The sequence below is a fragment of the Rhizobium sp. CNPSo 3670 genome (genome assembly GCF_057784555.1).
Genome location: NZ_JBXSOL010000081.1, coordinates 1 through 2522 on the forward strand (window position 1 = coordinate 1; position 2522 = coordinate 2522).

Consider the following 2522-nt stretch of genomic DNA (forward strand, 5'->3'; position numbering starts at 1 on the left):
ATTATAACACGAAAGGCCGCGTTGAGCGGCCCTTTGTTTCGGCTTTGGGCCGTTGGCTTGTGATTGAGAAGATTTTATCAACTGAGTTGCGTTTGGCAGACCTGGCAGCGACCTACTCTCCCGCGTCTTAAGACGAAGTACCATGGGCGCAGGGGCGTTTCACGGCCGTGTTCGGAAAGGGAACGGGTGCAGCCACCCCGCCATAACCACCAGGTCGGCAAAGCGCAACTTGTTGTTTGAGAAGCTGGTACACGAGTGACTAGTGATTAGTGACTAGCCAGTAGTGGTTTGTTTTGAACACGTCTTTGATGCTTGCGAGGGAAGAGGCTGAGCGATTTACCAATCACTACCGCCTATTCACTACTCACTTCATCAGCCTTTGGCTGATGAGCACAGTCAATGAGAACGATCAAGCCGATCGAGCTATTAGTACCGGTAAGCTTCATGCGTTGCCGCACTTCCACACCCGGCCTATCAACGTGGTCGTCTTCCACGGCTCTGATAGGGAACACTCGTTTTCAGGTGGGTTTCCCGCTTAGATGCCTTCAGCGGTTATCCCGTCCATATATAGCTACCCTGCTATGCCCTTGGCAGGACAACAGGTCCACCAGAGATATGTCCATCCCGGTCCTCTCGTACTAGGGACAGATCCTGTCAATATTCCTACACCCACGGCAGATAGGGACCGAACTGTCTCACGACGTTCTGAACCCAGCTCACGTACCGCTTTAATTGGCGAACAGCCAAACCCTTGGGACCTGCTCCAGCCCCAGGATGCGATGAGCCGACATCGAGGTGCCAAACAACCCCGTCGATATGGACTCTTGGGGGTCATCAGCCTGTTATCCCCGGCGTACCTTTTATCCGTTGAGCGATGGCCCTTCCACGCGGGACCACCGGATCACTATGACCGACTTTCGTCTCTGCTCGACTTGTCAGTCTCGCAGTCAGGCGGGCTTATGCCATTGCACTCGACGACCGATTTCCGACCGGTCTGAGCCCACCATCGCGCGCCTCCGTTACTCTTTCGGAGGCGACCGCCCCAGTCAAACTACCCACCATACACTGTCCCGGACCCGGATGACGGGCCGCGGTTAGACATCCATGACGATAAGGGTGGTATTTCAAGGATGGCTCCACGGAAACTGGCGTCCCCGCTTCAAAGCCTACCACCTATCCTACACATGCCGACACGAATGCCAGTGTAAAGCTATAGTAAAGGTGCACGGGGTCTTTCCGTCTGACCGCAGGAACCCCGCATCTTCACGGGGAATTCAATTTCACTGAGTCTATGTTGGAGACAGCGGGGAAGTCGTTACGCCATTCGTGCAGGTCGGAACTTACCCGACAAGGAATTTCGCTACCTTAGGACCGTTATAGTTACGGCCGCCGTTTACTGGGGCTTCGATTCAAAGCTTGCACCTCTCCTCTTAACCTTCCAGCACCGGGCAGGCGTCAGACCCTATACGTCGTCTTGCGACTTCGCAGAGCCCTGTGTTTTTGATAAACAGTCGCTACCCCCTGGTCTGTGCCACCCCATCATACTTGCGTAAAATGGGGTCACGCTTCTTCCGAAGTTACGCGTGCAATTTGCCGAGTTCCTTCAACATAGTTCTCTCAAGCGCCTTGGTATACTCTACCTGACCACCTGTGTCGGTTTCGGGTACGGTCTATACGGTGGAGCTATTTCCTGGAACCGCTCCGCTGCCCTGATAATCCAATAAACCAGAACAACTTGTGCAATCCGTCACTACCACCAGGCCCACGAATATTAACGTGGTTCCCATCGACTACGCGTGTCCGCCTCGTCTTAGGGGCCGGCTAACCCTGCTCAGATTAACTTTAAGCAGGAACCCTTGGTCTTTCGGCGAGAGGGTCTCTCACCCTCTTTATCGTTACTCATGTCAACATTCGCACTTCCGATACCTCCAGGAGCCCTCACGGGTCTCCCTTCATCAGCTTACGGAACGCTCCGCTACCACGTGTATTGCTACACATCCTCAGCTTCGGTGCATGGCTTCAGCCCCGTTACATTTTCGGCGCAAAGACCCTTATTTAGACCAGTGAGCTGTTACGCTTTCTTTAAATGATGGCTGCTTCTAAGCCAACATCCTGGTTGTTTTGGGATCCTCACATCCTTTCCCACTTAGCCATGACTTGGGGACCTTAGCTGGAGGTTAGGGTTGTTGCCCTTTTCACGACGGACGTTAGCACCCGCCGTGTGTCTGCCGAGTAGTACTCCCCGGTATTCGGAGTTTGGTTAGGATCAGTAAGACGGTGAGTCCCCATAGCCCATCCAGTGCTCTACCCCCGGGGGTATTCGCTCGACGCTCTACCTAAATAGATTTCGCGGAGAACCAGCTATTTCCGAGTTTGATTGGCCTTTCACCCCTAGCCACAAGTCATCCCAATCTATTGCAACAGATGCGGGTTCGGTCCTCCAGTTGGTGTTACCCAACCTTCAACCTGCTCATGGCTAGATCACTCGGTTTCGGGTCTAATGCAACAAACTATATCGCCCT

2 rRNA genes are annotated in these 2522 nt (G+C 53.6%); both read right to left on the minus strand.

Annotated elements, in window-relative coordinates:
- Positions 1-99: 99 nt before the first annotated feature.
- A 5S ribosomal RNA gene (gene rrf / locus AC13QO_RS29825) occupies positions 100-214 on the minus strand.
- Between the two features lie 191 nt (positions 215-405).
- Positions 406-2522, minus strand: a 23S ribosomal RNA gene (locus tag AC13QO_RS29830); the annotation flags it as partial.